The organism is Paenibacillus sp. IHB B 3415 (assembly GCF_000802655.2).
Taxonomy (GTDB): domain Bacteria; phylum Bacillota; class Bacilli; order Paenibacillales; family Paenibacillaceae; genus Paenibacillus_AQ; species Paenibacillus_AQ phytohabitans.
In genome coordinates this window covers 100,962-126,426 of the sequence record NZ_JUEI01000043.1, presented here as the reverse complement: position 1 = coordinate 126,426, position 25,465 = coordinate 100,962, and the positions used below count along the sequence as shown (strand labels likewise).

General features: G+C 51.6%; 21 protein-coding genes. 17 read left to right on the top strand and 4 right to left on the bottom strand.

Going from position 1 to position 25,465, the window contains the following annotated elements:
* The first annotated feature begins 5 nt into the window (after window positions 1–5).
* Both QW71_RS19535 and QW71_RS19530 read left to right on the top strand, forming a co-directional pair.
* Entirely contained in the window at window positions 6–1,484 is a 1,479-nt protein-coding gene (locus tag QW71_RS19535) for a potassium/proton antiporter (protein ID WP_039302264.1), read from the top strand.
* A 233-nt stretch (window positions 1,485–1,717) separates the two neighbouring features.
* Window positions 1,718–2,173: a Dps family protein gene (locus tag QW71_RS19530; RefSeq protein ID WP_039302261.1), complete on the top strand. Its 456-nt coding sequence runs from the start codon at window positions 1,718–1,720 to the stop codon at window positions 2,171–2,173.
* Window positions 2,174–2,274: 101 nt separating this feature from the next.
* On the opposite strand, the gene QW71_RS19525 is transcribed toward QW71_RS19530, so the two are convergent.
* Together QW71_RS19525 and QW71_RS19520 are read right to left on the bottom strand one after the other, a co-directional pair.
* Window positions 2,275–3,099, bottom strand: coding sequence for an AIM24 family protein (locus tag QW71_RS19525; protein ID WP_039302258.1), 825 nt, complete (start codon window positions 3,097–3,099; stop codon window positions 2,275–2,277).
* Between the two features lie 52 nt (window positions 3,100–3,151).
* A complete protein-coding gene (locus QW71_RS19520) occupies window positions 3,152–3,640 on the bottom strand; it encodes a hypothetical protein (protein WP_039302255.1) in 489 nt (162 codons plus the stop codon).
* 212 nt (window positions 3,641–3,852) lie between these two features.
* Between QW71_RS19520 and QW71_RS19515 the strand changes: the two genes are divergently transcribed.
* The 10 genes from QW71_RS19515 (at window position 3,853) to modB (ending at window position 14,314) form a co-directional block, all read left to right on the top strand.
* Window positions 3,853–4,539, top strand: coding sequence for a M50 family metallopeptidase (locus tag QW71_RS19515; protein ID WP_039302253.1), 687 nt, complete (start codon window positions 3,853–3,855; stop codon window positions 4,537–4,539).
* 187 nt (window positions 4,540–4,726) lie between these two features.
* Window positions 4,727–5,410 (top strand): hypothetical protein, encoded by a 684-nt coding sequence (locus QW71_RS19510; protein WP_039302250.1) that lies wholly within the window; start codon window positions 4,727–4,729, stop codon window positions 5,408–5,410.
* A 234-nt stretch (window positions 5,411–5,644) separates the two neighbouring features.
* Window positions 5,645–6,610, top strand: a complete 966-nt coding sequence (locus QW71_RS19505; RefSeq protein ID WP_039302247.1) for a YafY family protein — start codon at window positions 5,645–5,647, stop codon at window positions 6,608–6,610.
* Window positions 6,611–6,881: 271 nt separating this feature from the next.
* Complete coding sequence (locus tag QW71_RS19500) at window positions 6,882–7,871, top strand: ABC transporter ATP-binding protein (RefSeq protein ID WP_039302244.1); 990 nt, start codon at window positions 6,882–6,884, stop codon at window positions 7,869–7,871.
* A complete protein-coding gene (locus tag QW71_RS19495) occupies window positions 7,868–8,860 on the top strand; it encodes an ABC transporter ATP-binding protein (RefSeq protein WP_039302241.1) in 993 nt (330 codons plus the stop codon). Before QW71_RS19500 ends, QW71_RS19495 begins: the two co-directional genes overlap by 4 nt.
* A gap of 119 nt (window positions 8,861–8,979) precedes the next feature.
* Window positions 8,980–10,650: an ABC transporter substrate-binding protein gene (locus QW71_RS19490; RefSeq protein ID WP_200905941.1), complete on the top strand. Its 1,671-nt coding sequence runs from the start codon at window positions 8,980–8,982 to the stop codon at window positions 10,648–10,650.
* A gap of 78 nt (window positions 10,651–10,728) precedes the next feature.
* Window positions 10,729–11,733 carry an ABC transporter permease gene (locus QW71_RS19485; RefSeq protein WP_039302238.1) on the top strand — a complete coding sequence of 335 codons (1,005 nt, stop codon included), beginning with the start codon at window positions 10,729–10,731 and terminating at the stop codon, window positions 11,731–11,733.
* Window positions 11,734–11,744: 11 nt separating this feature from the next.
* Window positions 11,745–12,638 (top strand): nickel transporter permease, encoded by an 894-nt coding sequence (gene nikC, locus QW71_RS19480; RefSeq protein ID WP_039302236.1) that lies wholly within the window; start codon window positions 11,745–11,747, stop codon window positions 12,636–12,638.
* Between the two features lie 204 nt (window positions 12,639–12,842).
* A complete protein-coding gene (gene modA / locus QW71_RS19475; protein ID WP_039302233.1) occupies window positions 12,843–13,622 on the top strand; it encodes a molybdate ABC transporter substrate-binding protein in 780 nt (259 codons plus the stop codon).
* Between the two features lie 29 nt (window positions 13,623–13,651).
* Complete coding sequence (gene modB / locus QW71_RS19470) at window positions 13,652–14,314, top strand: molybdate ABC transporter permease subunit (protein WP_039302231.1); 663 nt, start codon at window positions 13,652–13,654, stop codon at window positions 14,312–14,314.
* 60 nt (window positions 14,315–14,374) lie between these two features.
* Here the strand turns inward: modB and QW71_RS19465 are convergent, their stop codons facing one another.
* Both QW71_RS19465 and QW71_RS19460 read right to left on the bottom strand, forming a co-directional pair.
* On the bottom strand, window positions 14,375–15,994 hold the full coding sequence (locus QW71_RS19465; protein ID WP_039302226.1) for a helix-turn-helix domain-containing protein: 1,620 nt from the start codon (window positions 15,992–15,994) through the stop codon (window positions 14,375–14,377).
* Complete coding sequence (locus QW71_RS19460) at window positions 15,981–17,786, bottom strand: sensor histidine kinase (RefSeq protein ID WP_039302222.1); 1,806 nt, start codon at window positions 17,784–17,786, stop codon at window positions 15,981–15,983. Before QW71_RS19460 ends, QW71_RS19465 begins: the two co-directional genes overlap by 14 nt.
* 224 nt (window positions 17,787–18,010) lie before the next feature.
* On the opposite strand from QW71_RS19460, the gene QW71_RS19455 reads away from it, so the two are divergent.
* The 5 genes from QW71_RS19455 to QW71_RS19435 all read left to right on the top strand — a co-directional run bounded on the left by QW71_RS19455 (window position 18,011) and on the right by QW71_RS19435 (window position 25,420).
* Entirely contained in the window at window positions 18,011–19,573 is a 1,563-nt protein-coding gene (locus QW71_RS19455) for an extracellular solute-binding protein (RefSeq protein ID WP_039302219.1), read from the top strand.
* 80 nt (window positions 19,574–19,653) lie between these two features.
* Complete coding sequence (locus QW71_RS19450) at window positions 19,654–20,562, top strand: sugar ABC transporter permease (protein WP_039302216.1); 909 nt, start codon at window positions 19,654–19,656, stop codon at window positions 20,560–20,562.
* Between the two features lie 24 nt (window positions 20,563–20,586).
* Window positions 20,587–21,456: a carbohydrate ABC transporter permease gene (locus QW71_RS19445; RefSeq protein ID WP_039302214.1), complete on the top strand. Its 870-nt coding sequence runs from the start codon at window positions 20,587–20,589 to the stop codon at window positions 21,454–21,456.
* 42 nt (window positions 21,457–21,498) lie between these two features.
* Entirely contained in the window at window positions 21,499–23,712 is a 2,214-nt protein-coding gene (locus QW71_RS19440) for an alginate lyase family protein (protein ID WP_039302210.1), read from the top strand.
* A gap of 664 nt (window positions 23,713–24,376) precedes the next feature.
* Window positions 24,377–25,420 carry a PocR ligand-binding domain-containing protein gene (locus tag QW71_RS19435; protein ID WP_039302207.1) on the top strand — a complete coding sequence of 348 codons (1,044 nt, stop codon included), beginning with the start codon at window positions 24,377–24,379 and terminating at the stop codon, window positions 25,418–25,420.
* The last annotated feature ends 45 nt before the right edge of the window (window positions 25,421–25,465 follow it).

The following is a 25,465-nucleotide window of genomic DNA, read 5'->3' as shown; positions in this document are numbered from 1 at the left end:
GATCGATGACTCATCTTGCAGATCAAATTATTCTGCTGCTGGCGGCCTTGCTGCTGGTAGGCGTGCTGTCCACCAAATTCTCCACCCGTTTTGGTATGCCCGCACTGGTTCTGTTTATCGCTGCCGGGATGGTGCTCAGCCATTTCATTTATTTCAACAACGCTTCATTAACACAGATCGCCGGGATTTTTGCGCTTGTGGTTATTCTGTTTGAAGGCGGAATGCAGACGAGTATGAAGGATATCCGTCCGGTCATGAAGCCGGCGCTGTCGCTGGCTACGGCAGGTGTGCTTTTGACAACGGGAGTTGTCGGTGTTTTTGCCAGATTTATATTAGGCGTGCCGTGGGCGGAGAGCTTCCTGTTCGGGGCGATTGTCGGCTCGACGGATGCGGCTGCGGTGTTCTCAGTACTGGGCGGCAAAAACATTGATAAACGCCTGACCTCTACACTCGAAGCAGAATCCGGCAGCAACGATCCGATGGCGGTATTTCTCACCGTCTCCCTGATCGAATGGATACAGCATCCTGATACTGCAATCTGGAGTCTGGTGCTCTCCTTCTTCTGGGAGATGGGGATCGGTCTCCTGCTGGGGATTCTTATCGGTAAGCTGGCTACATATCTGATCAACCGGATCAATCTGGACTCTACCGGGCTGTATCCGGTGATGGCCATCGGCTTTGCGGTTCTGACCTACGGGGTTTCGGCGATGGTCCACAGCAGCGGTCTGCTTGCCGTCTATGTTATGGGGCTGGTGCTGGGGAACTCCGAGCTGATGTATCACCGTACGATCATGAATTTCAATCACGGCTTTGCCTGGATGATGCAGATTGCCATGTTCATCCTGCTCGGGCTGCTGGTCTTTCCCCAGGAGCTGGCGGATATTGCTTGGCAGGGTTTACTGCTGTCCGTTATTCTAATGGTAGTAGCAAGACCTGCGGGTGTATTCATCAGTCTGCTGTTTGCCAAGTTCTCCTTCCGCGAAAAGACACTGATCTCCTGGGCCGGACTCAGGGGCGCCGTCCCCATTGTGCTTGCGACCTACCCGCTGCTCGCGGGGCTTCCGCAGGGCCGGCTGTTCTTCAATGTCGTTTTCTTCGTAGTCCTGACCTCGGCGGTCATTCAGGGAACGACCATTTCGCCCTTGGCATCACGGCTTAGGCTGGTAGGCCGGGAGGATGCATCCCAGCCGTCGCTGATGGAGCTCGTGGCCCTTGGCAAGACGGATTCCGAATTTAACCACATCGGGATTGACCGGCATATGCCGATTGCCGGGATGCAGATTGCGCAGATCGGCCTGCCGGATGATATCCTGTTCACCGCGATTATCCGCAACAAGAGCATCGTGACGCCGCATGGCAGCACGGTTATTGAACCGGGCGATACAGTATATGTACTCAGCCCCAAGACCAAACGGGACGAGATGCGGGCGATCTTCCGGAGCGGGAAGGGGAAGGCGGCGGAGACAGATATCACATCGGTTTAGGATAAATGTGAGCTTCTCTGCCGGACGGGGTGACTTATGTCAATAATGGTTCTTTTACAGCATTGTGACCGAAATAATAGGAGGTTCGAAAGGGGAATGCTAGAATTTGCAGTAACCCTATATCATAAAACAGAGTTGCATTAAGGCTTGATCTGTGTTAAATTGTATGTAGATTTAGAACGAGTCTAAATACAATAATAACAAATAAATACACATCCCAGGAGGTTATTAGAATGAGTACACAAGTTAAAAGCCAAACTGAATTGCATGCTGCCCTGAACCGTCAGACAGCGAACTGGACTCTGCTTGGAGTGAAGCTGCATCATTACCACTGGTATGTCAGCGGAGCACAATTCTTCACGCTGCATGAGAAATTTGAAGAGCTGTACAATGAAGCTGCCGGTTATGTGGATGAGCTGGCTGAACGCTTGCTCGCCATTGGCGGACAACCGGCTTCAACCATGACCCAATATCTGGCCCTCTCCGGACTGAAGGAAGCCGCCGGCGGAGAAAGCGCGAAGGATATGGTTGCCCAGTTGATTAAGGACTTCACTGTAGTAGCCGAAGAGCTGAAGCAGGCGATCTCTGCTGCCGAAGAGCTTAGCGACCAGCCTACTGCTGACCTGCTGATCGGTATTAGAACAAGCGTAGAGAAAACGGCCTGGATGCTGAATGCTTACCTGGCTTAAATCGTAACAAAGTATATAAGAAGAGCGCCCGCGGTATCCGCACGGGGCCCGCGGTATCCGCACGGGCGCTCTTTGCAGTATCGCCGTATATCCCGGCAGGTTTACTTGATAAATACTCCGCCAAACGGCAACGCCTCGCGCAGGAAGCGTTTGATAATGCCGTCTTCATTATTATCCCGCTGAAAACGTCTGCTCTGGCGTCCGGCCTGGAACAGCACAGGCCCGTGGCCGGTCATCTTCCAGTGATAGCTCATATGCTGGCTGGCGAGATGATTGCCGTAGACCGTAAGCTCAAGCCGGGCATTCTCGGGATAGGCAATAATACTGCCGGCATCGACGTACAGCGGATCAAACGGATCAAGCTCGGCTTCACAGACTGTGCCTTCTGTCAGAATGCCGATGCTGCCATGACCGGAGAATTTCACCTTGACGATATCCCGGGTAATCAGCATATTCTTCATATTCAGTACTCTGGTCTGCATGGTGACTCCCTTGCTGTAGAAGAACAGATGCCTGAAATCATAGAGCAGATCGCTCTTGCCGTCGAGCTGCAGCGTCTTGACCCGGTAACCGGGCGGCAATGCAGCGACGAACCGGCAGGGGCCGGTGATATCCGAGCGGATCAGCTTCCGTTTGCGGTACATGCCCTTCACATCCATCAGCCGGTGCTGCAGCGTCTTGACCCGGTAACCGGGCGGCAATGCAGCGACGAACCGGCAGGGGCCGGTGATATCCGAGCGGATCAGCTTCCGTTTGCGGTACATGCCCTTCACATCCATCAGCCGGTCCGCCCGTCCTGAAGAGGGGCCTTGATAGGCTATAATCTGCTGCGGATGGAGCACATGAACCTCTTCATTCTCTGCGACGGTAAAAGCAACGGCCTGTCCGCTGCCACTGTCGCCTTCATCCTGGACATCAACATTCATTCCTTATGCTCCCCTCGTGCAGTGCCGTGTACATGCGCTTCTTCCTCCGGCCTTAACGCAGCCGGTCGCTTCTTCTGGAACGGTGGCGCATGGTGAAGCGCAGCAGCCGGATCAGCAGGAAATAACCCAGGATAAGAGCAAGTCCGGTGATCACAGTCACCTTGATCCGGTTATAGTAATTTTCCCGTGCCGTACGGTCATTCTTCAGTTCATCGACGACCTGGCTGAGCTGGCGGTTCTGTTCCTGCAGCGCGGCATTCTGGGCCTGGTAGGTCGTCATTTGCTGCAGAGACTGGTCCAGCTGGTCCTTGGTCTGCCCCAGCTCGTCCTTCGTTTTCTGCAGTTCCTCCGCCGTCTGCTGATAGCTCTCCTGCAGTTTGTTGACTTCACCGGGCAGCTCCGAGAAGCTCTGTAGTCCATTATATAAATCAGTGAAATAGTTGGCTTTGGCCGCAGGGATATCATAAGTGAAAGAAATCCCGAGCAGCAGCAAGGCCGACCCCAGCAGCTTTATCATATTTCTTGTTGCGCGTTTGTTCATTACTGATCACCACCTGTTATAGGCTTGTTGTATTCTTATTTTATCATAGCCGGTCCTGATTTGGGCAGTGCGGGCAGCTTTAGGCATAATTACCCTTCCTGTCTATGCAGGTAACCATATGTGTAATACAGCGCAAATCAGATGAAGGTTTCTATTATATTGAGTGTGCACATAAATTAACGTATACTTTGAACGGAAAGGAGCTGCTTCGAGTGAATAAATGGCTCAAAACGTTGTTGTTTCTGGCAGGTTCTGCACTGTTGACCCGGTTTATTCCGTTCTCATCCTTATTCCGTAATCTGGATACGATGTTTCACGAATTCGGCCATGCGCTGGTAACCCTGCTGCTCTCGGGGAGTGTGCTGCGGATAGAGCTGCATCCCGACCATAGCGGTGTAACCTATTCAGCGATTGCCGCAGGGGGGAGGGCAATTCTTGTATCGCTGGCCGGTTATCCTCTGGCTTCACTATTCTCATTGCTGCTCTTCTATTTATATAGTAGAGACAAACGGCAGTGGGGGCTGATTATGGCCAGCGGTGTTGCGCTGGTGATGCTGGTGCTCTATGTACGGGGCGGCTTTGGGATGATTTGGCTGAGCGGTTTTATTCTGCTGAATGCCGCTATGCTGTTCCTTTGGCCGAAGGTCAGCAAATATTATTATTTATTTCTTGCATTTCTGACTCTGGAGGAGTCCGTAATGGGGACGCTATTTCTGGTAACGGCTTCGGTACTGACGCCTTCCCGTGCGGGGGATGCAGCAAATTTGGCCAGATTAACGCCGCTGCCGGCTATATTGTGGGCACTGCTGTTCTTCCTCTTCTCACTGCTGTGTGCCAAGTGGGCGCTGGGCTTTTTTTTCAGGGAAGAAAAATTAGCTAACCGGGCAAGAAGCCTATAATGCGCAAAACTGTGTTCGTCATATTTTGACAAAATAATAGACTTTCGCAAAGAGGCAATTACCTTTAGTGGTAGGTTGGCTCTTTTTTTGTCGATATTATAGGACCGAACATATATTCCATGACAAGGAGTTGTCCGCCATTATTGGTACATTAATAGAAGACCCAAAAAAAGAAAGAGGTGGAAATATGCAAGCAAGTATTCAGCCCATATTTACTTGGAGCCAGGATCGGATTTTAGCAGGAGGTGCGAAGAATATTATCCTGCTCGTGGAGTGGAAGGGAGTGTCACAAGGAGAGGAATTCCGCAAGAAAAGCCGAAAGGTTGTAGCCCGGGAGATTGAGCTGCGCGTATGGCTGGAAAGCCACGTTACGGTGACCGGATGCTACGGGTGTACAGCAGAAGAAGGAGAAGGCCGCTCACTGCTGCTGAAGCTGGGCAAAATCCATTCCGGACAACGCAGGTTTATTGCTTTGGAATTTACGATGTCAGGCATGCCTGCAGGCATACATGAGGCGCTTTGGCTGCAGTGGCAATACAGACAACCCACGGTAGAACGTATACGTGAGCTGCCGCTCAAGAAGCTCGGAATGGAATATTCACATCATACGGATGTACTGGGCACTCAGTGTTGTTTTCATGTAGAGAAGCATGTAGAACTGCTCAAAATGGAGGAATTATTAGCAGAAAGGGAAGTGGCCAGAGCCCAAAATCAGCAGCAGGTCTCCACGGAGAAGCTGCGGCGTCAGGCGGATAAATTGCTGCTGCTCGCTGCACGTTCCGGCGATATGCAGCTTGTGAAGGAAGCGGAAGCACTCTATAAGCAGCTTGAGGTGGAGATGACTCTCTTGGGAAAGGTTGTAACGAGATAAATGTAAGGAATGCAGCGGGGATACAATAGGCAGTGATCATACATATAGGTTAAAATTTGAATCCAATTCGCAGAAATAGATAACGAATCGTGTAATATATAAATGTGGTAATATAGTAAAATAGTTCTATTATATTTTCTTATCTCGGTTATTACATCCTTGGTTATAGATATATATAACTAGTTTATTTAAAAATAATGGGTCTATTTTACCATGAATCAAGGAGAACTGAAAATGACAGACCGATTAATCCGGCTGATGCGCATTATTACGCTAGTTCAAGCCAAACCGGGAATTCTGGCCCGTGAGCTGGCGGAACGATGCGGCAACAGTGAGAGAACGATTTACCGGGATATGGATGCGCTCAGTGCCATGCATATCCCCATTACCCATATGGGACACGGTAAGGGATATGCTTTTATCGGTAATTTTGCACTGTACCCTTTGGATTGGTCAGAAGAAGAAGCAGCCGCATTTTCACACTTGCGCAGTATTATGACGGATATCAAACCTTTACTGCCCCCGGATTTCGAAGACGCCTATGAGAAAGTGATGGCCGCAGAATATAAGCAAAAGGCAGAAAGGGAAGAAACGATGGAGAGCGCGAAGAAGGAAGCGGGTCAGCATTGGATGGAGAGAAGCGGATCTCATGGAGATCAGCCATTCTATCTGACCGGCATTCTGGATGCCGTGATGAAGCAGCGCAGTATACAGGCGGACTACAGTGAGAATGCATATGAAGAAAAAGGTATCAAAATTGATCCCTACTGCCTGGTCCCGTTGGAGAATCGTTTTCATTTGATTGGGTTTTGTCATCGCTTCGGGATCATCCGCACTTTTCATATTAACGGGTTTTCCAGTGTGAAGCCGCTGGACAGCTGGTTCTCCAAGGATAAATTTGATTTACAGGCTTTTATGGAGCAGAAGTGGTCTCTGGACCAGGATAGTCTGCAGGTAGAATTCAAAGTCAAGTTCTCGGAACGGATGATGGAGCGGCTTAAGCATGAGGAGATGTTTGTGAAGCCCAGCAGGGTAGACCGCCAGAACCGCTGTCTGCATTTTAAGGTTGCGGTGGAGCAGGATATTGGCTTTGTTCACTGGATTATGAGATACGAGGAAGAAGCTGAGATTATGGAGCCGGTCTACTACCGGGAAGTTCTCAGAAATCAGCTCGAGAAATGGCTGTCGCTATACAAATAGCGCAGTTTTTCTTTTTATATATAGGTATTTCCACAGGTTGGGCATGTAATTATTCATACCAAAACACTCGTGTTAGTTATATGTGCAAATTTTCCTTGTCTAGTCGGGGTATATATAGTAAGTTATACATTAAATAACAACAATGTGTATTTAAGCGGATTATTGTAACGTGTCATGTCAGGTATTCGTTAATATATCTAACTTTTTAAATATATTTTCTATCCTGTCATTTGACCTTTGTTCAATTTTTAAGTAGAAGAGAGGTAGAGATTTGATCCAGCCCATTCTAAAAATTGAAAATTTGCACACCCACTTTTTTACCGACCGCGGTGAAGTTCCTGCAGTTGACGGTGTTGATTTGTACATTAATCCGGGTGAGGTTCTGGGTGTGGTCGGCGAATCCGGCTGTGGTAAAAGCGTAACCTCCCTGTCCATTCTGAAGCTGGTTCCGTATCCCCCGGGAAAAATCGTGGGCGGACGCATCCTGCTGAAGGGCCGTGATCTTGTCCCGCTCAAAGAGAAAGAGATGCGTAAGATCCGCGGTGACTCGGTCTCGATGATTTTTCAGGAACCGATGACTTCGCTCAATCCGCTGTTCACGGTCGGACAGCAAATTATAGAAACCGTACGCCTGCACCGCGGCCTCTCCAAGAAGGAGGCCCGGGAGCACGCTGTAGAGATGCTCCGCAAGGTTGGCATTCCCCGGCCGGAGGCCATTATTGATGAATATCCGCATCAGCTGTCGGGAGGCATGCGCCAGCGTGTAATGATCGCCATGTCCATCTCCTGCAGTCCGGAGCTGCTGATTGCCGATGAACCGACGACCGCACTTGATGTAACGATTCAGGCACAGATTCTGGATCTGATCCGCCGGCTTAACGAAGAACAGGGTACGGCAGTTATGCTGATCACCCATGATCTTGGTGTTGTAGCGGAGATGTGCCACCGTGTTGCGGTTATGTATGCCGGCAAGGTAGTGGAGGAAGGCAGCGTACCTGATATTTTCAAGAATCCGCTGCATCCGTATACCCGAGGGCTGATCGAATCTGTACCGCGGATGGATGAAACCAGGGACCGCCTGCATTCTATTCCGGGCAATGTGCCGATCCTCAGCAAGGAAATGCAGGGCTGCCGGTTCGCGCCGCGCTGCCTTGATGTGATGGATATCTGCCGTCAAAGCCTCCCGAAGCTTACGCTGCAGGAGGAACAGCACAGCTGCAGATGCTGGCTGCATGAAAGTCAACAGGAGGATGCGGTATGAGTGAGAGCCTGCTAGAGGTCAAGGGCCTTAAGAAGTATTATCCGATCAACAAAGGATTCTTGGGTAGGGCGCAGGGTTATGTCAAGGCTGTGGACGATATCTCCTTCTCGGTAAGCAAAGGTGAGACCCTTGGCCTGGTTGGAGAGAGCGGCTGCGGTAAATCCACAACCGGCCGTGCCTTGCTTCGGCTGATTGAGCCCACGGCGGGAGAGGTTTGGTTCGAAGGTCAGGATATCACGAAGCTATCTATAGAAGAGATGCGGGGGCGGCGCCGGGAGATGCAGATTGTTTTCCAGGACCCGTTCTCATCCTTAGATCCGCGCAATACCGTACAGCGTATTCTTGAAGAGCCGATGATCGTGCACGGAGTAGGCGATGCCAAGCAGCGCCGGGCTGCAGTAGAACGTTTGGCTGATGTAGTCGGGCTGGCTAAAGCGCATTTGCAGCGTTACCCGCATCAGTTCTCCGGCGGACAACGCCAGCGGATCGGGATTGCCAGAGCACTGGCGCTCCAGCCGAAGCTGATTATCGCCGATGAGCCTGTATCTGCACTGGATGTATCGATCCAGTCACAGGTCATTAACCTGATGCAGGATTTACAGAAGGAATTCGGCTTGACCTATATCTTCATCGCCCATGATCTCAGCGTGGTGAAGCATATCTGCGACCGTGTAGCCGTGATGTATCTGGGACGGATTGTTGAAGTCACCGATAAGCATAAGCTCTATGCCGATCCGCAGCATCCCTATACGCAGGCACTGCTGTCCGCAGTTCCTGAGCCCGATCCCGATATCCGCAAGGAACGGATCATTCTGCAGGGTGAGGTGCCGAGTCCGGCGAATGCGCCGGTCGGATGTGCTTTTAATACACGTTGCCCCAGGGTGATGGAGGTATGCCGTAATGTCAGACCGCCGCTGCAGGAGACAGGGTCCGGACATTTGACCGCCTGCCATCTGTATGATGAGGAAGTCCGTTCCCGGCTGGCCTAATGAAATAAGGAAGATTCAATACCGCTCTCTATGCATTGGCCCTGATATATGGCAGCGCTTTGGCGCAGCTCCATATAAACGCTTTAATACTTTTAATGAGAGAAGGGAGTTTTCTAGAGATGAAGAAGTGGAGTAGTCTTGCACTGGCAGTAACGCTGGGGGCGGTATTAACATTAAGCGGCTGCGGGGGGAACAATAACAACGCAAGCACAGAAGCGACTGCAGGCACGAATGCAGCGGCGACTACCGCACCGGAGAGCTCGCCTGAAACATCGGCTAACAAGCAGGATACGCTGATTCTTGGGCGCGGCGGCGATTCTGCATCGCTGGATCCGGCCATTGTCACAGATGGCGAATCCCTGAAGATTGCCCACCAGGTATTTGATTCCCTGCTGGAATACAAGCCGGGTACCTCTGAAGTACAGGCTTCCCTTGCTGACAGCTGGGAGGTATCGGCTGACGGTCTGACGTATACCTTCAAGCTGCACCCGGGCGTGAAGTTCCATGACGGAACGGATTTCAACGCTGAAGCAGTAGTCTTCAACTTCACACGCTGGAGTGATCCGGCAAGTGAGTTCAAGTTCGAAGGCGATTCCTTTGACTACTATGACTCGATGTTCGGTCCGGACGGCAGCCGTGTAATCAAAGAGGTTAAGGCGGTAGACGCCACTACGGTAGAGTTCACACTCAATCAGCCGCAGGCACCGTTCTTGCAGAACATTGCTATGACCTCCTTCGGGATTGCCAGCCCAGCTGCCATCCAGGAGAAGAAGGAGAACTTCAAGAACGAGCCGGTAGGCACAGGACCTTTCGTGTTCACGGAGTGGAAGCATAATGATTCCATCACACTGGACAAGAACCCGAACTACTGGAAAGAAGGTCTTCCTAAGCTGAACAAGGTGATCGTCCGCTCCATCCCGGACAACTCGGCACGCTTCAATGCCCTGCAGAACGGCGAGATCGATCTGATGGAGGATTTAAGCCCGGATGATCTGTCCACGCTTGAAGGCAATACTGAACTGCAGAAGATTGAACGCCCGCCGTTCAATGTAGCTTACCTCGGCTTCAACTTTAAGAAGAAACCTTTTGATAATGTGAAAGTAAGACAGGCGTTGAACTATGCAGTGAACAAACAGGCAATCATTGATGCATTCTTCTCAGGCCAGGCTACTGCAGCGGTTAACCCGATGCCGCCTTCACTGTGGGGCTACAACGATGCTGTGCAGGATTATGAATATGATCTGGACAAAGCGAAGGCGCTGCTGGCGGAAGCTGGCTACCCAGACGGTCTGCCGGATACAGTAACCTTGTACGCTATGCCGGTATCCCGGCCTTACATGCCAGACGGCAAGAAGGTAGCGGAAGCCATTCAGGCGGACTGGGAGAAAATCGGCGTGAAGACGGTTATTGAATCCCCGGAATGGGCGACTTATCTGGATGACACCAAAGCCGGCGAGAAAGATGATATCTACATGCTCGGCTGGACTGGCGATAATGGTGACCCGGATAACTTCCTGTATACGCTGCTCGACAAGGATGCTATCCCCGGCAACAACCGTACCTTCTATGTGAATGAAGATCTGCACACGATCCTGATCAATGCACAGAAGGAAACGGATCAGGCGAAACGCTCCGACCTGTACAAACAGGCTCAGGAAATCATCAAAGCGGATGCACCGTGGATTCCGCTTGTGCACACTACACCGCTGCTGGCTGCGAAGGCCAATCTGAAAGGATTCGTTCCAGGCCCTACAGGTACGGAATATTACAGCGAAATTTACTTCGAATAGTATGCTCCATAAGCATTTCCTTGCCGCCGCATGCCGGGCGGCAAGTTATGCTTAAGGACCACTGGAAGGTGAGCCAACTTGAACTCCTACCTATTAAAACGTGTCATGGTTTTATTCCCTGTGCTGATCGGAATGACGATTATCGTCTTCTCCATTATCCACGCCATTCCAGGTGATCCGGCAGAAACCATTCTGGGCCAAAAGGCAACCGAGCAGTCCAAACAGGCGCTGCGCGAGCAGCTTGGTCTCGACAAACCATGGCTGCAGCAATACTTCAACTATATGGGGGATTTGGTGCAGGGCGATCTGGGAGCCTCGATCCGGACCAAAACACCGATTGCCAAAGAGATTATGCCTTATCTGGCGGCAACGCTGGAGCTTACGGCAGCAAGTATGCTGTTCGCTACCATTGTAGGAGTGAACGCCGGTATTCTAAGTGCCTGGCGGCAGAATTCCTGGTTTGATTATACCGCGATGATTATAGCGCTTATTGGCGTGTCCATGCCGATCTTCTGGCTGGGGCTGATGGAGCAGATGTTATTCGCGCTGAAGCTGCACTGGCTGCCCTCTATAGGCAGGATGGATCAGCGGAATCCCGTGGAGAGTATTACCAATCTATATGTGATCGACACGATACTGGCAGGAGACTGGCGCCAGCTGTGGACGGTCATCAAGCATCTGATCCTGCCAAGCATAGCACTGGGCACCATTCCGATGGCGATTATTGCCCGGATGACCCGTTCGAGCATGCTGGAGGTCATGAACTCCGACTATATCCGTACGGCAAAGGCCAAAGGGTTGTCGCAATTCCTTGTCGTATATAAGCATGCACTTAAGAATGCGCTGATTCCCGTCCTGACCGTAGTAGGTCTGCAGACAGGTGCGCTTCTCGGCGGTGCGGTGCTGACAGAGACAATCTTTGCCTGGCCGGGCGTGGGAAGATATATATTTGAGGCGATCAGCTCACGCGACTATCCGGTAATCCAGACCGGTATCCTGATCATTGCTTTTATCTTCGTGTTCATTAATCTGCTGGTGGATCTGCTCTATGCCGTCATTGATCCGCGCATCAACTACAAGTGAGGGGTGAACCTATGGGACAGGCATCAATTCAAGTAACGCCCCCGGCTGTACCTGCTGACAAGGTTTCCGGGCCTTGGCGGGATGCGTGGAAGGCTTTCCGCAAGAATAAGACGGCGATGCTCGGCCTTGGCATCATTGTGTTTTTTGTGCTGATTGCCCTGCTGGCACCCTTCATCGCCCCTTACGGCTTCAAGGAGCAGGAGTTGGTCAACCGGCTCAAGGCGCCGTCCGCTGACCACTGGTTCGGTACAGATGATCTCGGCAGAGATATGTTCACCCGTATTCTATACGGTGCCCGGATCTCTCTCTGGGTGGGCTTCTTCTCGGTTATCGGCTCGATTGTTATCGGTACGTTTCTGGGGATTCTTGCGGGATTCTACGGCAAATGGATTGATATGCTGATCTCCCGCATGTTCGATATTCTGCTGGCCTTTCCGAGTATTCTGCTGGCCATTGCAATCGTAGCCATTCTCGGGCCTTCGCTGCAGAATGCGCTGTATGCCATCGCCATTGTTAATATCCCTACCTATGGCCGGCTGGTAAGGGCCAAGGTACTCTCTCTGAAATCGGAGGAGTACATTACGGCGGCCCGGGCGATCGGGATGACGAATAACCGCATTCTGCTGACCCATATTCTGCCGAACAGCTTAACGCCGATTATCGTGCAAGGGACACTTGGCATCGCCACCGCGATTATTGAGGCAGCTGCGCTTGGTTTCCTGGGACTCGGCGCACAGCCGCCCGATCCGGAATGGGGGAAGATGCTCTCGGATTCACGGCAGTTCATCCAGAAGGCACCCTGGACGGTTATTTTCCCGGGACTGTCCATCATGCTGACCGTACTTGGCTTCAACCTGGCAGGGGACGGCCTGCGCGACGTGCTTGACCCGCGGATGAAGAATTAACTTCTGTTCACTGATAGCCCTGCAGGCCTTTGGCTTGTAAGGGCTATTTTTTCTGAGTAGCTATACATAAAGCTGGCATTCTCACTTATTCATATCAATAATAACTAAATATAATCAAACATAATCAAAACGTATAGTAAAACCAAAAAAGATGTGCTAGAATAGCACCAAAATATATAAGATACATACACGGGAGGAATGGGAATGTTCAAGAAGTTGGGGTTAGTGTTAGTGGCGGGATTGGTAGCGGCGGGATTGTCTGCTGCACCTGGTGAACAGGCACAGGCAGCTAAGAAAACTGAAATTATTATATCTGCGGCAGCCAGCCTGCAGGACAGTCTCGACAAGATTGCCGTGACTTATGAGAAGCAGCATCCCGGTATTGATCTTATTTTCAACTACGGTGCTTCCGGTACGCTGCAAAAGCAGATTGAACAAGGCGCTCCGGCTGATCTGTTCTTCTCTGCAGGAGACAAACAGATGACTGCCCTGGTAGATGGCGGGCTCATTAGTGATAATACGGAACTGCTGAAGAATCAGCTGGTTCTCGTGGTGCCTTCTGATTCGAACACTTCCATTACTACAATCACCCAGCTTACCGATAAAGCCTTCAAGAAGGTGGCTGTCGGCCAGCCGGAATCCGTACCGGCCGGGCAATATGCGCAGCAGTCATTGAAGGCTAAGAAGGTATGGGATACGCTGCAGAGCAAGCTGGTCTTTGCCAAGGATGTCCGTCAGGTGCTGTCCTATGTGGAGACAGGAAATGCAGATGCCGGTTTCGTCTACAAGACCGATGCGCTTAGCTCGAAGAAAGTGAAGATTGCCCTGACAGTAGGTGCACATGTACACAAGGCGATTAATTATCCGGTCGGCATTGTTAAGGATTCCTCGCATCAGGCGGAAGCCAAGGCATTCTATGATTATGTGCAGACAACAGCGGCGGATACGGTATTTACAAGCTACGGCTTTCAATTAGCACAATAATAACTACTATATAAATGGGGTGAGAAGAGATGGAGATCAATTGGACCGATTTTTTCGCCCCGGTCTGGCTTTCGGTCAAGATTTCGGTGATTACCAGCATTATTGTGTTCCTGCTGGCTACGCTGGCCGCCAGAAAGATGGCAGGGCGGAGGTTCTTCGGACACAGCCTGGTTGAAACGGTCCTGCTGCTTCCGCTGGTTCTGCCGCCGACGGTTGTCGGCTTCGTCCTGCTGGTGATCCTCGGCCGGCGGAGCTGGATCGGCAGGCTGTATGAGCAGTTCACCGAGCATACCATTCTGTTTACCTGGGGCGCGGCAGTCATTGCCGCAGTAGTGGTTGCTTTCCCCTTGGTATACAGGACGGTCAAGGCGGGCTTCGAAGGGGTGGAGAAGGATCTTGAGGATGCCGCTCGGGCGCAGGGAGCCAGCGAGCTTCAGGTCCTGCGCTATGTAACCCTTCCGCTGGCCAGCCGTTCACTGGCCGCAGGTTATGTGCTCGGGTTTGCGCGGGGGCTGGGCGAATTCGGCGCTACGATTATGGTAGCGGGGAACATTCCCGGGCGCACCCAGACGGTGCCGACGGCGATCTATGTAGCGGTTGACGGAGGCAATATGACGCTGGCCTGGATGTGGGTATGCTCAATCATTGTCATCTCGGCCCTTATGCTGATGTTTGTTAACCGCCGTTCCTGACGGAGTGTCAGCTAAATTACCCCCGGTATCACCAGAAATTCTGGAGATACCGGGGGTTTATCATTGGGGCATTCCCATGCCCATTCTGCGGTAATCGGAAGGGGATACGCCTGCCTCTTTCTTGAAGATCCGGTTAAAGGACCGGTAATTCTCAAAACCGATAGATTCAGAAATTTCGAATGTCTTATGATCCGTGGTAAGCAGCAGCAGCTTTGCCTTTTCAATCCGCAGACGGGTCAGGTATTGAATGAAGCTTTCGCCTACTGCTTTTTTGAACATGGAGCTGAAATAAGGCACACTGTAATTAATCGAAGCTGCCAGCTCCTCCAGCTTATAGGGATAGCTGAGGTCTTCGCGCATATGCTGAATGATTCTTGTAATCGAAGCATCGATCTTGCGGCCACCCTCCTGAAGCTGCTGAAGCTTGCGGAAATAATCGCAGGTCGCCTCGTGTACGGAGTTGAAGGTTTGGCACAGCTCCATTTTTTTACGCAGGTCCGCTTCGAGATCCGCACCGCCCTCTGCTCCAATAACGTTATGGCTCATATCCAGGAAGACTCTCAAATATAAGGATTTGATCTGCTCCGGGTCCCAGGATTGCTCCATAGCCTGGCGGTATAAGGAGAGGCGCTCCTGCTCCAGTGCAGCCGTGTTCAAATGCGGCTCCAGCAGTGCTTTCTTGAGTACCTTGCTCCAGAACCGGCTGAGCGGCTCCGGAATCCGCTGGAAACGGGCGATTTGTTCCCAATCCTCAATAGCGATGCTCTCGCCAAAGCGGTAAAAGAAAGGATAGGGGGCAGAAGCCAGCCGTTTCAGTGCCTCAGGCCGGGCCTTCAGTCCCTGGCCGAAGCTGCACTGCAGGGCAATGCAGCTCATTTTGAGATTGGCGGCAAAGGAATCCAGCACCTGTTCCGGGAGATTGGGGCGCATAGCCTTTGACGTATCGGTGTATATGGCGAGAAAACGTCCCTTGTCGAGCGCGATGACTTTATGCGGGCCTATGCCGGCCAGCAGCTCCTTGAGTACGTTGACTCCGGCGAACTGCCACAGCTTCAGCTCTTCAAGCTGATCGATCGGGAAGCGAAGGGAATTCCTGTCCAGCTCCAGCAGCAATACCTTGAAGCTTTGCCCGTGAAGCGGGAGCTGGGAGTCCTCCAGACTGCGCAGCCATTTGGCTTCGGCCGCCGGATTCAGCAGCATATCCAGAAAGAGGCTCTGCTCAATCTCCACCTCACTGAGGCGGACCTGCTGTTCCAACTGGAGATGCTTTTCCCGGGTTTCATCAAGTGAGTTCACCTGGGAGGCCAGCTCCTCCATCGTCCGGGTCAACAGGCCGGGATCAGAAAGACAATCATCTTTAATGAGATAGGCTGCAGCCTTCAGATGAATGGCCTGCTGGGCATAATGGAAATCCTGGTGGCAGGTAAGGATGATGATCTGCGGCGGACGTTCTCCGCTTTTCTCAATTTCGCTTAGCATCTCAAGTCCATTCATGCCCGGCATGGTGATATCGGTTACGACAAGCTCCGGCTTGTGCTTCAGGAACAATTCCAGTCCGTCCCGGCCGTCTTCGGCTTCGCCGACCAGCGTGAACAAATCGGCACGCTCTTCAATGAAATGACGGAATACCGTTCTTGCCGGAATTTCGTCCTCCACGAGTACAACTCTATAGGGATTCATGAGGCTCCTCCTTTACAAGAACATTCTCAGACGGCAGCATAATACGGATCGTCAGCCCTTCACCCGGAGCACTGGAGAGCAGAATTTGCGCATCCCCTCCGAACAGCAGCTTCATCCGCAGCCATACATTCTGCAGCCCGATGTTCTCCGTGGACTCTTCATGGAGCAGATGGAGCTGCAGCTTCTTCAGTTCGGCTTCCGCAAGGCCAATCCCGTCGTCAGTAATCTCAAGGATGATATAGTTTTTACCGGTATCGGTGAAGACCCGTATACTGATATGCCCTTCCGGCGTTTTACGCGGAAGAATCCCATGGAACACAGAATTTTCGATCAGCGGCTGGAGGCTCAGCTTCGGAATCTGCATACTCTGCAGCGGCTCCTCGATGCTTGACTCCAGCCGGATTTGACATTTATACCGCATATTGAGCAGCCCCACATAATCCGCCAAATAATCAAGCTCCTGCCGAAGCTGCACGGACTGCTCGAAATTCTCCATAGAGTACCGCAGCAGCGCGACCAGCCGGCCCATCAGCGAATTGATCTTCTCATAATCCTTCATCATGGCGAACATCCGGATGGTATTTAAGGTATTGTACATGAAATGGGGATTGATCTGCGATTGCAGCGCTCGAATCTCCAGCTTGCGCTTCAGGTCCTCCGAATCATGCAAATCTGCCAGCAGATCCTGGATACGGACAGCCATCGTATTGAGCATCCTGCCCAGATCCCCGATTTCATTATTGGCAAAATGAGTGACCCGGGCCTCGAAATGCCCTTTCTTAAGCGCATCGACCTGCCGCTTCACGGCTTGCAGCGGCCGGTATAACTGATATCCGAACCCGACAACGCATAGTGCCCCCAGCACCGCAAGAATGACCAGAAAATAAGTTACGGTCCGCCGGATAATGTCTGCGCTGGCGGTAAGCTCCTTGGACGGAATTTCCGAGACCACGATCCAGTTGTCGTAGGTGGAGGTCTGTTTGACTGAGACAATGGAAGAGCCTGCCGCGAATTGATCGGGGCGGTTCAGCTCCTTCCAGTGCTTGAGAATACCCTGTACACGCCTAGTGTCCTCGGCTTTCTCAAGCTTGCTGGTTGTAGCGATCGTCAGCCCGTCTTCGGTCAACAGCGAAATGGAGCCTTCGCTCCCGAGCTGAATATTCTCGATCTGCCGCTGGTATTGGTTATTGCTCATGGAGATCAGCAGCACTCCCTTCAAGTCCTCATACAAATCGAAGGGAACCCGTGAGATATAATAGGTGGAAGAGTCCAGAATCGCAAGTTCCGGCAAAGAGTGCTTATCCAGAAAAATATTAGGTTTCCCCGAGGCCAAATACGTTTCAATCAGCGGCTGGTAAGGGGAATCCGCAAGGGCAGCCGGGGCCTCCGTAGAAGACAGCACTTCTCCTGTAATAGCTGAATAGACCTGCAGCCCCTCTACATTCCCGATAATTGCCGAGGCGCTGCTGAGCACGGAGATCAGATCCTTTTTGCGGACAACCTCTTCAAAATATTGGGCCGACGGTGAAACCAGCGCGCCTTGAATCGACGAAATACGTGAATATTGCTCGCTTAATTCCCTCAGCCGGGTCATGGTTAATTCAATCCGGTCTACGACCTGATTGACAAGCTGGGCATTCAGACGGTTCACCTGTTTCTCTACGGTTGTGGTGGATACGCTTACAGAGATAATAGACAATACAATCAGCGGAATTACGGAGATGGCGAACATGACGAGAATCATCTTGATATAGAAGCTCCGCCGCAAAAAGCTGAAAAATGGTGAACTCATAGGAACCCCTTCCGTTAACCGGTTTTAGACGCTGGATGCTGGATAGGCTATCCTATAAAGATTATAGTACATTGGAGAATAAGGAGAAACACAGATCCGGGGAAATCTTAAGAATGGTGACACTTTGGCTCGAATCCGGCATGTTCACTACCTGCGGTGTCTTCTATAATCCAAAGTGTAAGAACAATGTAAACGCACTCAATACAAGCGAATGGGGGATAACAATGAATTTTACAAGAAAGCTTGTACCGCTTATGGCATCAGCAGCATTGATGGTAACCACCCTGGCAGGCTGCTCCGGAGATAATAATCAGGCCGCAGGCAGCACAGCCTCACCGGATGGAAGCGCACAGACAGAGACTGGCGGCAAGCCGGCCAGCATCAAAGCGATGACGATCCTCTTCGGCAATCCGCCGGAGATGGGCAGCAATAAAGCGCTGGAGGATCTGGAGAAACGCGGCAACGTCGATCTGGATGTGACCTTCGTACCCTCCGAGGCATACACCGATAAGCTCTCCGTAGCCGTGTCGGCAGGCGATTCCTATGATCTGCTGCTCATGGATGGCGGAAAGGATGACAAGTTCAACAACCTGGTGAAGATGGGCGCGTTCCATGATCTGACGCCTTATCTGGAGAAGACACAGAATATCAGTCAGATCGATGATGTCGTCTGGGATGGAATCAGAATTGACGGCAAAGTATACGGAGTTCCCCGGCCGCGCGGCCTGTACGGCGGAGGGGAAGCCAATATCCTGATCCGTAAGGACTGGCTGGACAAATACAATCTGGCTGTGCCAAAAACGATGGATGAGCTGACGAATGCGCTTGCTGTATTCAAGGAGAATGATCCGGCGGGCGGAGGCAAAACCATTCCGTTTACGATCTATGGTTCAGACGGAGTCAATAGTCCCGGACCTTTCTCAGGTGTGCTTCCGATTCAGTTTGCCTTCGGCATTCCTAATGTGTGGAAGCTGGATGGCGGCAATGCCGTGCGGGATTTCCAGACTCCCGAATACAAGGCATTTCTGGAGTGGCTGAGAGATTCCTGGAGCAAAGGCCTGATTGACAAAGATGCGCCGGTGCTTAAGAACCAGGGCCAGGCACGGAGCAAGTTCCTGGCAGGCACAGCTGGTGCTTTTGTGGGGAATGTCAGCGATCTGGGAGAGGCCAATGTGGAGAAGCTGAAGCAGACAGATCCGAATGCTGAAATTGCCATTGTCGATGTGCTCGAAGGGGCAGACGGACACAAAGGTGCTGCTGTACTCGGCGGATACTACGGGCTGTGGGTCATTCCAAGCTCCGTACCGGAAGACAAGGTTCAGCAGATTGTTGATTTCCTTGATTTCACCGCCTCCGAGGAGAATATAGCGTTCTCCAAAGCGGGAGTTACCGGCATTCACTCCAGTGACTTCAAAGATGGTGTTGCTGTGCAGACTGAAGAGCAGAAGAAGCAATACGACCTGGATAAGCCGAGCCAATTCGTGCTGGAGAACCGGGTAGATCCATATGTATACGCCAGCTCCAAGGAGCCGGAGATTCTGGCGCAGCAAAAGGCGACGCTGGATGTTATCAGCAAGATCGGTGTTGAGAATCCATTCCTCAGCTACAACTCACAGTTCGCCAGCAAGAATCCGGACAGCTACAAAAAAATGAGCGCCGTGATGACGAAATATGTGCTGGGTGAAGGCACCTGGGAAGATGTGCAGAAGGAGATTGATACCTGGACTAATGGTGCAGGTATGCAGATAGCCAAGGAACTGCTGGATCAGTATAATGCAGCGCACTAAATAAGACACCCATAAATATAGACAGAGGCAAAGGAGGGGGCTTCCCCTTTCTTTTGCCCAAGGATAAGGAGGTTTAGCCTGTGCAGAGAACTTTGCGCCCTAAACGGTTTAATCAATTATGGCCTTTCTATTTACTGGCGGCACCGGGCATTCTCTATTTTCTGGTTTTTCATTATATCCCGATGTCGGGACTCATTCTGGCCTTCAAGGAGTACAGCCCGTTCAAAGGCATTACGGACAGCCCGTGGGTGGGGCTGGATAATTTCAGACAGTTCTTCGGAACCTCCGATTTCTATATTTTGCTGAAAAATACACTGCTGATCAGTCTGCTGAACCTGATCATTTATTTTCCCTTTACGATACTCCTGTCGTTACTCCTGAATGAAGTGCGGCTCAAAGTGTTCAAACGGGTATCGCAGACGATCGTCTATCTGCCTCATTTCCTGTCCTGGGTCGTCATTTACGGGATTACGATTTCGTTCTTCGGGCCTTCAGGCGTCATTAATCATTATCTCAGCCAGTGGTTTGACGGCAATGCCAATTTCCTGGTCAGCAATGAATGGTTCCGGCCGCTGGTCATCTTCCAGTCTATCTGGAAGGATGCAGGCTGGGGGACAATTATCTTCCTGGCGGCACTGGCAGGGATCAACCCGGAGCAGTACGAAGCGGCCAAAGTGGATGGAGCGAGCCGGCTGCAGAGCATCTGGCATATTACCCTCCCCGGCATCAAGAGTACGATTGTTATACTGCTGCTGCTCCGTCTGGGCTCCTCAATGGACTCCAACTTTATGCAGATCTTCCTGATGACCAACAGCCTCAACCTGGATGTCTCCAATGTGTTCGATCTGTTCGTCTACCATATCGGTCTGGAGCAATTCAATTACAGCTTCGCGATTACCGTAGGCATGTTCAAATCCGTTTCCAGTCTGATCCTTGTAGTCGGGGCCAATTATGCGGCAAAGCTGCTTGGCGAGGAAGGCATATTCTAGAACAAGAACAGGAGTGGAGACGTTATGAAGCTCAAGGCAACAGGGTTTGACACCATTATTGTAGTTATTATCTGCTTAATCAGTCTGCTGGTTATTCTGCCTTTTCTATACATTATCGCGGTATCCTTCAGTCCGCCCGGAGATTCAATGGCCGGGAATTTCTTCATCTGGCCCAAGCACTGGACGCTGGATGCTTACAGCTATCTGCTGAATGCGAATACGTTCCTGACCTCGGTCAAGAACTCCGTGATTATCACGGTAATGGGTACGCTGCTTAGCCTGTTTGTATCGATTACCCTGGCCTATGCCTTATCCAAGAAGTTTCTGCCCGGCCGCCGTATCATGCTGCTGATTATTTTCTTCACCATGATCTTTCACGGCGGTATGATTCCCAGTTATCTGGTGGTCAAAAATCTGGGTCTGATCGATTCCTACTGGGCAGTGGTGCTTCCGGCGGCTTCCAGCGCTTTTAATATCATGGTCATCCGCTCGTTCTTCCAGAGCCTGCCGGAAAGTCTGGATGAAGCGGCAAGAATTGACGGGGCGGGAGAGTTTAGAATTCTGTATTCGGTCGTGCTCCCGCTGTCCAAACCGATCATCGCCACGTTTACGCTGTTCTTCATGGTGCAGTTCTGGAATGAGTTCTTCTCTGCGGTCATCTATCTGAATGATACATCGCGCTGGCCGATTCAACCGCTCCTGCGGCAGATGGTGGCGATCAGCGCCTCCAATATTTCGGCAGAGGCTGCAGTTGACGCACAGCTTGCGGCCAACCTTGGACCCAATGTCCAGAATGCGGCGATATTGCTCGCCATGCTGCCTATTGTGATCGTGTATCCGTTCCTGCAGAAATATTTCGCCAAAGGAGCCATGCTCGGTTCGATTAAGGAATAGACGCGGATGAGATCCGTTAAACCAATAAAGGTGAGGGTTCAAATGACGATTGGATATAAAGACTTGCGCCATAATCCTATATATACGAAGCCGCAGCTATCGGATGAAAAATTCCTCGGCACCATGCTGGACTTGAGCAGACCTGAGCTTGCCGGTGTGGCCGCACAGCTGAAGACAGGTGATGTCCCGGCTGCACGGAATGCCTATCTGGAGGTCATTGCAGCTGGTAACAACGGGAGATATTACTTTGAAGTGAAGGATGTTCCCAAGCTTCAGGCGTCTGCCGCAAGCTACTACGGCCATGAGGAGGAAGCGCAGCAGACAATCGCTGAGGCAGACCGGATCGTGGAAGGGGATATCCCGCTATTTAAAGGGAAGAGAGTGGTCTTTCCGCGTGGAACCTATGACTGGAACAGCTGGCTGTATGACAGCTCTCAGTATCAGCTGCATCTGACCCGGTTCGTATATGTGAAGCATTTGTCCAGAGCTTATGCGCTGACCGGTGATGAGAAATACGCCAAATGCTTCAATGACATGATCAGCGACTTCATCGATGATAATAGGATGCCGGTCGATGATACATTCCGTTCTGAGCATTCGACCTGGGACCCGTTGTCTGTCGGGGTGCGGCTGTTCATGCTGCCGGAAGCCTTCATTATCTTCTTCAGCTCACCTGCGTTTGAACCTGCGGTTAAGCTGAAGCTGATCAAGTCCTTCCATGAGCACGGGCAGTATGTGCGCAAATATCATGCCGGCGGCGGCAACCATGTCTGCATGCAGCTGCGGGGGCTGATTCAGACGGCGCTGCTCCTGCCGGAGCTGAAGGATTCTGCGGAATGGCTGGAGTACGGGCTGCGTGAGCTGCCGGGATATATCCGCCAGAACGTATATGCGGATGGGGTACAGTTCGAAGGCAGTCCGAATTATCATCTGATCGTGATGCGCGATCTGTATGAACTGGTGGCACTGTTCCATAAGCTTGGAATCTCCGCCGGGGAGTATCGCGAAACCTTAGAGAAAATGTTCGCCGTGACGATGCATCTGCTGGCCCCCGACGGACAGCTGGTCAAATTCGGCGATACCGATGTGCAGGTGGTCAGCGAGCTGCGCAATGTCATGAGTCTGGGTGCTTATCTGTATCAGCGCGGCGATTTCAAAGCGCTGGGGCATGAGCGGCTGCCGTTCTCCCTGCTCTGGAGAGTAGGGCCGGAAGCTGTGCAGCAATATGAGCAGCTGAAGGCGAAGCAGCCTGCCGAAACGGCAGCCTGCTTCCCGATTGGAGGTTACATCACCTCCAGACAGGGCTGGAGCCGGGAAGACATGTACATGGCGATGCGTGCAGGTGTTGGAGTCGGCGGACATGCCCATTCGGATGCGCTGAGCCTGGTGCTCTACGCCGGAGGGCGCGAGCTGCTGGCGGATTCAGGCATGGGATTGTTCGAGTGGAACAAGGAACGTAAATATACGGTATCCACCCGGGCCCATAATACAGTAGTGGTGGATGGCCAGGACCAGCATGTCCGCAGCTTTCACTGGAATACGCCGACTACGGCAGCCTGCAGAATCTGGGATGTCCAGTCCAGTGCAGCCTATGACTACAGCTTCGCGAGCCATTACGGCTATACCCGTTACGATGATCCGGTCATCCATTCCCGCAAGGTGCTGTTCATCAAGAACAGCTACTGGCTGATTGTGGATTTGTTTGAAGCGAAGGAACAGCACCGTTATGAGCAGTACTTCCATCTGCCGACCGGCGGAGTGGGATATGACTGCCTCAGCGGGGAAGTATCCACTCAGCTGGAGGATGATGCTAATCTGCTGCTGATGCATCTGCCGGCCGGCTACGCTGAGGACCAGCTGGTGCTTGAACCGGGACTGATTTTCAAGCAGGGGGAGTATGCTGAGAGTCCGGTGGTGAAGCGTTCGCTAACTGTGACGGGGAAGATGGCAATCGTAACGCTTGCCGTTCCGTTCGGAACGGAGAAACCTAAGGTGACCATTGAGCCCCTGCCTGCACGCGTGAACGGGAAAGAGCTATCTGCGGCAGAAGCAACGGCCCTCCGTATTATAATGGGAGATCGAGTGGATGAAATCTGCTTATACCATAATAGTGTAGAGGTAGCGGGCTACCTCGATCACACCGGCAATATCATTGCCGAAGGGCTGCTGCCCCGCAAGAATGAACCGGAAGGCTTGGAGTTTGCCGGGGGTAGCTATAGCCGGGATGTTATTGTGATCACGGATTCCAAATCATAGTGCGCTGAAAGGAACAACGTCCTCCTGAACCGGGGTGGGCGTTGTTTTAGTTGTAAATATAAGAATTTACGGTTAAGTGCTCCCTCGAAAGGGAGAGCTTAAAGGAGTGGGAGGGATGAGAGAAGGAAGGGCACAATACCTTCACAGTAGCTCAATGTATTCGATATTTCGCATACATTGGGTCTGGTTACCATCAAAGTAGCACATTGTATTCTATATTTCGCATACATTGGGTCTGGTTACCTTCACAGTAGCACATTGTATTCGGTTTTTCGCATACAATTGGTCTGGATACCTTCCAGTAGCTCAATGTATTCGATATTTCGCATACAATTGGTCTCTATACCTTCACAGTAGCTCAATGTATTCGATATTTCGAATACAATTGGTCTGGACGAGCCAATCAAGAGCATAAATGCTCTTGATTCCGCCCGAAGTAGGCGAATTCCGCTCGAAGTGGGCTGGACAAGTACCTGGCCGCCTGCTGGAGAGAACGCAAGTGTGTATAAGATACGTTAGCCCGGCACAACGTTTCCCTTTCGATAAATAACGGCACTACGGTCCGCTAGGATCAAGTATTGAAAATGTTTGCGCCGAATCTCCTTGTTGCAACCGTTATCATGTTATAATTTTAGATATAATTTGAATGATAATGGAGGGACTCATGAGGAACTCTTTGGAACTGCTTGAGGATGTCGTGGATACACAGGCGCTGCAGATCATTCAGGACGATCTTGCTGCGGTGACGGATATGGCTGTGCTCACGGTCGATGCTGGGGGCAAGCCGGTGACCCGGCACAGCAAATGCACGGACTTTTGCAGAGCGATGAGATCGGCCACCCAGTCCTCCCGGTTATGTGAGAGCTGTGATTACCGCGGGGGATATGCCGCACAGAGTATGCAGCGTCCCTATGTCTATAAATGCCATATGGGTATAGTGGATATGGCGGTACCGCTGGTAGTCGGCAGCAAGTACCTTGGCTCCATTATGCTGGGGCAGATCTCTATTCCCGAACAGGATACCGGTAAGAAGCTTGATATGCTGAGCGCAACCAGCCGTCCAGATCAAAGGGAGCATGACAGCATGCTGGAGGAATATTATCGGAGCCTTCCGGAGATGTCTTATGAACGGATCGAATCCGTAGCCCGTCTGGTCACCCACATGAGCCATTATATAACCGGCAGGATAGGCGCCAGGAATCGGACCTATGTATTCGGCACTTCTGCAGCTGCTGCGGCTGTGAAGCTTACAGAAGAAGCAGCGCAGGAGCAGGAGGTTCGCCGGCAGCCAGAAGCAGCAGCACAGGTACATGAGGTTCCCCGGCAGCAGGTACAGGAGGCAGGCCAGCCGACTGACAGGAAGCAAGCTGCGGGCACAATAGGTGGCAGTCTCAGGCTGAAGCCGGCGCTGGAGCATATTCATGGGCATTTCCGGGAGCGGCTGAGACTGGCGGACATGGCCCAGTTATGCTGGATCAGCGCGGACTATTTCAGCAGACTGTTCAGGCAGGAGACGGGCAGCACCTTTTCTTCCTATATAAATAGCCTTAGGCTGGAGGAAGCGAAACGTAGTCTGGTGGAGGGTGAAGAATCTGTAGTGAGCATCGCGTATTCGCTGGGTTTTGAGGATAGCGGGTATTTCATCCGGACCTTCAAAAAAGCTACAGGAGAAACACCGGCGGTCTACCGCCTGAAGAGCCGTGCATAATCCGCGCTGCGCTGGGAGTTTATAGGATGAAATGACGGAATAGTT

Bases quoted from the DNA above. Each gene is read 5' to 3' on its own strand.
- QW71_RS19535 (WP_039302264.1), top strand. From the start codon at position 6: ATGACTCATCTTGCAGATCAAATTATTCTGCTGCTGGCGGCCTTGCTG.
- QW71_RS19435 (WP_039302207.1), top strand. From the start codon at position 24,377: ATGAGGAACTCTTTGGAACTGCTTGAGGATGTCGTGGATACACAGGCG.
- QW71_RS19440 (WP_039302210.1), top strand. From the start codon at position 21,499: ATGACGATTGGATATAAAGACTTGCGCCATAATCCTATATATACGAAG.
- QW71_RS19520 (WP_039302255.1), bottom strand. From the start codon at position 3,640: ATGAACAAACGCGCAACAAGAAATATGATAAAGCTGCTGGGGTCGGCC.
- QW71_RS19505 (WP_039302247.1), top strand. From the start codon at position 5,645: ATGACAGACCGATTAATCCGGCTGATGCGCATTATTACGCTAGTTCAA.
- QW71_RS19460 (WP_039302222.1), bottom strand. From the start codon at position 17,786: ATGAGTTCACCATTTTTCAGCTTTTTGCGGCGGAGCTTCTATATCAAG.
- QW71_RS19495 (WP_039302241.1), top strand. From the start codon at position 7,868: ATGAGTGAGAGCCTGCTAGAGGTCAAGGGCCTTAAGAAGTATTATCCG.
- QW71_RS19490 (WP_200905941.1), top strand. From the start codon at position 8,980: ATGAAGAAGTGGAGTAGTCTTGCACTGGCAGTAACGCTGGGGGCGGTA.
- QW71_RS19510 (WP_039302250.1), top strand. From the start codon at position 4,727: ATGCAAGCAAGTATTCAGCCCATATTTACTTGGAGCCAGGATCGGATT.
- QW71_RS19525 (WP_039302258.1), bottom strand. From the start codon at position 3,099: ATGAATGTTGATGTCCAGGATGAAGGCGACAGTGGCAGCGGACAGGCC.
- modB (WP_039302231.1), top strand. From the start codon at position 13,652: ATGGAGATCAATTGGACCGATTTTTTCGCCCCGGTCTGGCTTTCGGTC.
- QW71_RS19445 (WP_039302214.1), top strand. From the start codon at position 20,587: ATGAAGCTCAAGGCAACAGGGTTTGACACCATTATTGTAGTTATTATC.
- nikC (WP_039302236.1), top strand. From the start codon at position 11,745: ATGGGACAGGCATCAATTCAAGTAACGCCCCCGGCTGTACCTGCTGAC.
- QW71_RS19530 (WP_039302261.1), top strand. From the start codon at position 1,718: ATGAGTACACAAGTTAAAAGCCAAACTGAATTGCATGCTGCCCTGAAC.
- QW71_RS19455 (WP_039302219.1), top strand. From the start codon at position 18,011: ATGAATTTTACAAGAAAGCTTGTACCGCTTATGGCATCAGCAGCATTG.
- modA (WP_039302233.1), top strand. From the start codon at position 12,843: ATGTTCAAGAAGTTGGGGTTAGTGTTAGTGGCGGGATTGGTAGCGGCG.
- QW71_RS19465 (WP_039302226.1), bottom strand. From the start codon at position 15,994: ATGAATCCCTATAGAGTTGTACTCGTGGAGGACGAAATTCCGGCAAGA.